Genomic DNA, 6,384 nt, shown 5'->3' on the forward strand with positions numbered 1-6,384 from the left:
GCCGCATCGGCTTGTCGGCAGCGGGCGGCAAGCATTCAGTCCATGCAGGTTTCGTCGCCATGATACCAGGCGTCGAAGAGATGCCGGGCGATGGTTTCGGCCGAGGGCAGGGCCAGCTCCCCGGAGTCCAGCAGGGCCGGGATCTCGTGGCGTGTGAACCAGCGGGCGTCCTCGAGTTCGGCCTCGTCGAGGTGAATTTCGGTGGTGGTCGCGCGGGCATGAAAGCCGAGCATGAGCGAACCGGAAAAAGGCCAGGGCTGGGAGGAAAGATAGTGAATGTCGCACACCTTGATGCCCGTCTCTTCCATGACCTCGCGCAGGACCGCGTCCTCGGCGCTTTCTCCGGGTTCCACATAGCCGGAGAGGGCGGAGTAGACCCGTGGTTGCCAGAGGGGCTGGCGGCCAAGCAGACACCTGTCGCCGTGACTGTCCTTGTGGTGCACCAGGACGATCATGGCCGGGTTGACGCGTGGAAAATGCACCGCACCGCAGTCCGGATTGGTGCAGGTCTGCGCCGGGGACCCGGGTTTCGGCATGGTGGGGTGCCCGCACAGGCCGCAGTAGCGGGCCTGGCTGTGCCAGCCCGCGACGGAGCGGGCGTACCCGAGCAGGGCGGCCATCTGCCTCGGCAGCACGGCCGCGTGCCGGCGCAAGGGGATGAAGGTCCCGAGGCTGCTCAGGCATTGGATCGTGTCCGCCGGGAGGCGTTCGATGTTGATGGCGAAATAGCAGCAGCTCTCGTCATCGCCCAGGAGCATGGCCTGCAGATGGGCCCGGTCGCATTCGCCAAGCATCGGCGGGGCCAGGAAGAGGGGTTCGAGCCGGGTCCCGTCAAAGAGGATCTCGTCTCCCCGGACCACGACATAGACGGCGCGTTCCGACGTCAGGCTTTTCTCCCAGTCCGGGGCATCGAGAGGTTGTACTCCCTTGCGGTTCAGGACCAGTCCGGAAAAGGTGTTGCGGGCAGAGCGGGAGTAATGATCCATGCGGCACTCGGATGGGGCTTCGTGTTCGGCGCGGGTTGTGCGCGGGGCGGACCTTAGCGTTGTGCCCTGCTTTTGAACCTGCGGCAATAGGTGCAGTGGCGGCAGACCTCCTCGGCAAGCATGTTCGCCGCGAAACCCGCGGCCATGGCCCGGGCCCTTGGCGAGTCCAGAATGGTGGTCAAAAGGTCGTCGTGGAGGTTTCCGAGGGCGAGCCTCGCATCCGCGTCAAGGCAGCACGGGCAGACCGTGCCGTCGACCAGGATGGCGCAGTGGGTGGACAGGGCGTGGCAGAACCCGCGCGATCTTTCCTGGGTGGTCAGGTCGCCCGGCCACTCGAAGACCGTATCCGTGTGCAGGTAGATGCGGTCCCTCAGCCTTGCGCTCTTGCGTCCCGGCTGCGGAAGCCGGATTTCGCGATCAAGGGCGCCCGCGATGCGCTCAAGGATGGGCGCGTTGAATTGGTTGTGTTCGCCGGACTTGAGGCCTTGCAGGGTCCAGAGCCGAAAGTTGATGAAGAGTTCGGGCCGCTGGTCCGCCGCGCGCAGACTGAATTCAAGGATTCTGTCCAGGGTGTCGTGGTCAGGTCCTTCGCCCCGGCGCAGGGACTGCATGGAGAAATTGACCTGCCTCAGGGCCCGCGCCCGCATCAGCATGTCCGTCTTGCCGTGCAGCAGGGCGGCGTTGGTGGTCAGGTTGACTTTCATCCCTGCCGCCGCGCAGATGTCGAGGATGGCTTCAAGGTGCGGGTGCAGGAGCGGTTCGCCCATGACATGCAGGCAGACCTGGTCCGTGAGCACAGTGAGCTGGTCCAGGACTTTTTTGAAAAAGCCGGGGTCCATACTAGCGGGAGGGCGTGTCGTTCCGACGCAGAAATCGCAGCGCAGATTGCAGATGTTGGTGATCTCGACATAGACGCGCGAAAAGCGGAAGGACCGGGCGGCGGTCATGCGCGCTCCCTTGTCCAGGCCCGTTCCGGAATGGATGACGTGGGACTGGGCGCGGCAATGTTCGGCCAGGTGTTGGCAGGCATGGGCAGGGAGGCTCGCACGTGTTTTTCCCTTGTGGACGAAAAAGCCCCCGTCGCGGGACGAGGGCCGGGTTTGGCTGCCAAAATGGCCGGCCTTGGCTTGGGCACGGCGCGACCGGAAATCAAAGGGTGTAGAGTTCGTCTCCGGAGAGGATGCGCACGCTGTTCTTCTGCAGCACCTCGATGGCCTGGTCCGTGCGGTCGAAGCGGAAGATGAGGATGGCGTTGCGGCCGCTCTGGGTCACGAAGGCGTACATGTATTCCACGTTCACCCCGCCCGCGTTGAGCATTTCGAGGATGGAGTGCAGTCCGCCGGGGCGATCGCCAACTTCGGCGGCCACGACATTGGTGCGGCCCACGGTGAAACCCTTGGCCTTGAGCACTTCCTTGGCCTTTTCGTTGTCGGTCACGATGAGGCGCAGGATGCCGAAATCGGAGGTGTCGGCCAGGGACAGGGCGCGGATATTGATCTGGTTTTCGGCCAGTGTTTTGGTCACTTCGGCCAGACGGCCGGCTCTGTTTTCCAGAAAAACGGAAATCTGTTCAACTTTCATGATTCCTCCCGGTCTGGGGTGGGGGGCGCCCGGTGGCACCGGCCCTGTTGATTACGAGTTGCGCAGGTCGATGATGCGTTTGGCCTTGCCTTCGGAGCGTTCGATGCTCTGCGGCTCGGACAGGGTCACCTTGGCGGTGACGCCCAGAAATTCCTTGATATTTTTTTGTATCTTGGCTTCGATACGCTGTAAATGCCTGATCTCGTCCGAGAAGAGCTTTTCGTCCACCTCGACCTTGACCTCGAGCATGTCCAGGCTGCCCTGACGGGTCAGGATGAGCTGGTAATGCGGGGCCACGCCCTGGGTTTCGAGCAGGATGGTCTCGATCTGCTGCGGGAACACGTTCACGCCGCGGATGATGAGCATGTCGTCGCTGCGGCCCTGGATGCGCGAGATGCGACGGTGCGTGCGGCCGCAGCGGCAGGGAATGGCCTCGATGCGCGTGATGTCGCGGGTGCGGTAGCGGATGAGCGGCTGGGCCTCCTTGGTGATGGTGGTGATGACCAGTTCGCCGGACTCGCCCAGCGGCAGTTGCTCGCCCGTTTCAGGGTCGATGATCTCGATGAGGAAATGGTCTTCCCAGATGTGCAGGCCGTCTTGCGCGTCGCAGCATTCCATCCCAACGCCGGGGCCCATGATCTCGGAAAGGCCGTAGATGTCGAGGGCCTTTATCTGCAGCTTGGATTCGATCTCGGCGCGCATTTTTTCGCTCCAGGGTTCGGCTCCGAAGATGCCTGTGTGGAGTTTCAAGTCATCGATGCTCATTCCTGCGGCGATGATGGATTCGTACAGAAAGAGCGCGTAGGACGGGGTGCTGCACAGGATGGTCGAGCCGAAGTCGCGCATGAGCATGACCTGACGCCTGGTGCCTCCGCCGGAGATGGGCAGGATGGTCGCGCCCAGGCGCTCCACGCCGTAGTGCATGCCGAGGCCCCCGGTGAAGAGGCCGTAGCCGTAGGCGTTGTGCACGATGTCGCGGCGGCTGGCTCCGGCGCACATGAGCGAGCGGGCCATCAGCTCGGCCCAGGTGTTCACGTCGCGCTGGGTGTAGCCGACCACGGTGGCCTTGCCCGTGGTGCCGGAGGAGGCGTGCACGCGCACGACATTGTCGCGGGGCACGGCGAAGAGTCCGAAGGGATAGTTGTTGCGAAGGTCCTGCTTCTCGGTGAAGGGCAGGTACTTGAGGTCGTCCAGGGAGCGGATCTGCTCCGGCCGGACGTTCATTTCGTTGAATCTGCCCTGATAGAAGGGCACGTTGTAGTAGACCTTTTCAACCATGGCCTTGAGCCGCCTGAGTTGCAGGGCCTCAAGTTCTTCCCGGGGCATGGTTTCGTTCGAAACGTCGTAAAGCATGGCTGATCCTCCAGGTAAAAAAAATGAAAAAAGCCGTGAACAAGGGGCTGTTCACGGCAATTGGAATCATTCGCGCGGCGTGCGCTACACCGTGGCCCCCTCACCGAAGGGGCTTCTAAATATCGGGAAAAGGTCTGAATCGATAATATACTGCATTGCAGATCTATGCCTTGACCCGCCGCATTCGTCAAGGTTTGCCTCATTGCCCTGCATGGAGAATTGACGTAGAAAATATGAGTTTGAGCGATAAAATAGCATATGGAGTGTAAGCGAACCTTATGGAAGAAAAGATTGAACAGATAGTGACCTGGCTTTCGGACAAGAAGGGAACAAACATCAAGGCTCTGGATGTACGGGGATTTTCCCCCCTGACCGAGACCATGATCTTTGTCACGGCCAGATCGGCCAAGCATGCCCAGTCCCTGGCGGATGAAGTCATGCAGAAGCTGGCGGAAAGGAAATGGGAATTTTTCGGTGTCGAAGGCATGCAGAGCGGGCAGTGGGTGCTGGTCGATTGCAACGACGTCATCGTGCATGTTTTTCAGGACGAGATGCGATCCATGTACAACGTCGAAGGGCTGTACTCAAATGCCACGGCTCTCGAGCTGCCCGCGAGCGTGACGGCCGGGGAAGGGAAATGAAAAAGCCCTGCGTGCTCCTCATCCTTGACGGCTGGGGCAAGGCCGCTCCCGGACCGGGGAACGCCGTTAGCCAAGCCCGCACCCCGAACATGGACTCGCTCCTCGGGGGCCACCCCAAGGGAGAGCTCAAGTGCATGGGCCGGGACGTCGGTCTGCCTGACGGGCAGATGGGCAACTCCGAGGTCGGGCATCTGAACCTCGGCGCGGGGCGCATCGTCTATCAGGACATCATGCGCATCAACCTGGCCATCGAGGACGGTTCCCTGGCAGCAAACCCCGTGTTGGCCGAGCTTGCGGACGCGGCCAGGGGGGCCTCGGGGCGTGTGCATCTCATGGGCCTGGTCTCCGACGGCGGCGTGCACAGCATGCAGGATCATCTTGTGGCCCTGATAAAGGCCCTGAGCGATCAGGGCGTGACGGACATCTGCGTTCACGCCTTTCTGGATGGCCGGGACACTCCGCCGCGCAGCGGGCTGGGCTACATAAAGGCGCTCGAGGCTGATCTGGCCCGCATGGGTGCGGGGCGCATCGCTTCGGTCTCCGGGCGCTACTACGCCATGGATCGGGACCAGCGCTGGGAGCGGGTCGAGCTGGCTTATGCGGCCATGACCGAAGGCCGTGGGCTGACCGCACTGAGCGCGGCTGACGCCGTGAGCGACGGCTACGCAGCCGGGGAGAACGACGAGTTCGTGAAGCCCCGCGTGATTCTGAGGGACGGTCAGCCTTCTGGCCTGATCGGCGCCGGCGACGCTGTGCTTTTTTTCAATTTCCGGGCCGACCGGGCTCGGGAATTGACCCGTGCGCTGACCGAGGATGGTTTCACCGGGTTCGCGCGGCCGCGCAAAATCGCGCTGTCGCATTTTGTGACCATGACCCGTTACGAAAAGGATTTTGGCCTGCCCGTGCTCTTTCCGCCGGTCAGCCTGGACCGCATCCTGGGCCAGGTCGTTTCCGAACGGGGCCTGCGCCAGCTGCGCACGGCCGAGACGGAAAAATACGCCCACGTGACCTATTTCTTCAACGGTGGTCAGGAAACGCCTTTTCCCGGCGAGGACCGCGAGCTTCTGCCCTCGCCCAAAGACGTGCCCACCTACGATTTCAAGCCGGAGATGAGCGTCTACAAGGTCACGGACACACTTGTGACGGCGCTGGAGTCGGGAAACTACGACATGGTGATCTGCAATTTCGCCAACCTTGACATGGTCGGACACACCGGGGTCATCCCGGCCGCCATCAAGGCCTGCGAAGCCGTGGACCAGTGCCTGGGGCGGGTCCTGGACTGCATGACGGGGCTTGGCGGCACGCTTCTGGTCACGGCGGACCACGGCAACGCCGAAGACATGCTCGACGAACTGGGCAACGTGAAGACCTCCCACAGTTTGAACCCGGTGCCCTTCGTCTACGTGGGGCCGGGGAATTTCAGGGTGCGCGACGGCCGCCTGGCCGACGTGGCTCCGACCATTCTTGCCATACTGGGGATTGAAAAGCCCGTGGAGATGACCGGGGAGAATCTGCTGCTGCCGCTTTGATCAGGGTTTGTGGTTGAGAAAATGCCCCGTTGCAGTGGGGGCGATCCGCCGGGAAACCGGCGGTTTTTTTTGGGAGGAGGAAGGGAAGACGGAGAGGCGGTCACGGGCTGGTCCGGTCAGGCCGCTTCGAAACTTCCTCGCGGGCCTCGTACGGCGCAATCGTTGCGTGCAGGGCGTAAAAGCGGGGCAGGACGCAGGGCAACGATTCCGCCAACGATGCCTGGCTCGGTCAGACAGTCGAAGCAACCTGGCCGGCCCAACCCGCGCCCGTCACGGTACTGTGGTGCGTCATCA

6 protein-coding genes are annotated in these 6,384 nt (G+C 62.4%); 2 read left to right on the forward strand and 4 right to left on the reverse strand.

Features of this window, described 5'->3' with window-relative positions; all coding sequences use genetic code 11:
* Positions 1-35: 35 nt before the first annotated feature.
* The 4 genes from CVU60_15530 to CVU60_15545 form a co-directional block, all read right to left on the reverse strand.
* Positions 36-986: an NAD(+) diphosphatase gene (locus CVU60_15530; protein ID PKN40554.1), complete on the reverse strand. Its 951-nt coding sequence runs from the start codon at positions 984-986 to the stop codon at positions 36-38.
* A 53-nt stretch (positions 987-1,039) separates the two neighbouring features.
* Positions 1,040-1,933, reverse strand: coding sequence for a radical SAM protein (locus CVU60_15535; GenBank protein PKN40555.1), 894 nt, complete (start codon positions 1,931-1,933; stop codon positions 1,040-1,042).
* 202 nt (positions 1,934-2,135) lie between these two features.
* Positions 2,136-2,567 (reverse strand): amino acid-binding protein, encoded by a 432-nt coding sequence (locus CVU60_15540; GenBank protein PKN40556.1) that lies wholly within the window; start codon positions 2,565-2,567, stop codon positions 2,136-2,138.
* A gap of 51 nt (positions 2,568-2,618) precedes the next feature.
* Positions 2,619-3,920: a phenylacetate--CoA ligase gene (locus CVU60_15545; GenBank protein ID PKN40557.1), complete on the reverse strand. Its 1,302-nt coding sequence runs from the start codon at positions 3,918-3,920 to the stop codon at positions 2,619-2,621.
* A 278-nt stretch (positions 3,921-4,198) separates the two neighbouring features.
* Here CVU60_15545 and rsfS point away from each other — a divergent pair, with 278 nt between their 5' ends.
* Positions 4,199-4,561, forward strand: coding sequence for a ribosome silencing factor (gene rsfS, locus CVU60_15550; GenBank protein ID PKN40558.1), 363 nt, complete (start codon positions 4,199-4,201; stop codon positions 4,559-4,561).
* The gene (locus tag CVU60_15555; GenBank protein PKN40559.1) at positions 4,558-6,090 is read left to right on the forward strand and encodes a 2,3-bisphosphoglycerate-independent phosphoglycerate mutase; all 1,533 of its coding nucleotides are present in this window, start codon (positions 4,558-4,560) and stop codon (positions 6,088-6,090) included. The genes rsfS and CVU60_15555 overlap by 4 nt, the downstream gene beginning before the upstream one ends.
* The last annotated feature ends 294 nt before the right edge of the window (positions 6,091-6,384 follow it).

It is taken from the genome of Deltaproteobacteria bacterium HGW-Deltaproteobacteria-18, assembly GCA_002841885.1.
Taxonomy (GTDB): Bacteria; Desulfobacterota; Desulfovibrionia; order Desulfovibrionales; family Desulfomicrobiaceae; genus Desulfomicrobium.

Bases quoted from the DNA above. Each gene is read 5' to 3' on its own strand.
- CVU60_15530 (PKN40554.1), bottom strand. From the start codon at position 986: ATGGATCATTACTCCCGCTCTGCCCGCAACACCTTTTCCGGACTGGTC.
- CVU60_15535 (PKN40555.1), bottom strand. From the start codon at position 1,933: ATGACCGCCGCCCGGTCCTTCCGCTTTTCGCGCGTCTATGTCGAGATC.
- CVU60_15540 (PKN40556.1), bottom strand. From the start codon at position 2,567: ATGAAAGTTGAACAGATTTCCGTTTTTCTGGAAAACAGAGCCGGCCGT.
- CVU60_15545 (PKN40557.1), bottom strand. From the start codon at position 3,920: ATGCTTTACGACGTTTCGAACGAAACCATGCCCCGGGAAGAACTTGAG.
- rsfS (PKN40558.1), top strand. From the start codon at position 4,199: ATGGAAGAAAAGATTGAACAGATAGTGACCTGGCTTTCGGACAAGAAG.
- CVU60_15555 (PKN40559.1), top strand. From the start codon at position 4,558: ATGAAAAAGCCCTGCGTGCTCCTCATCCTTGACGGCTGGGGCAAGGCC.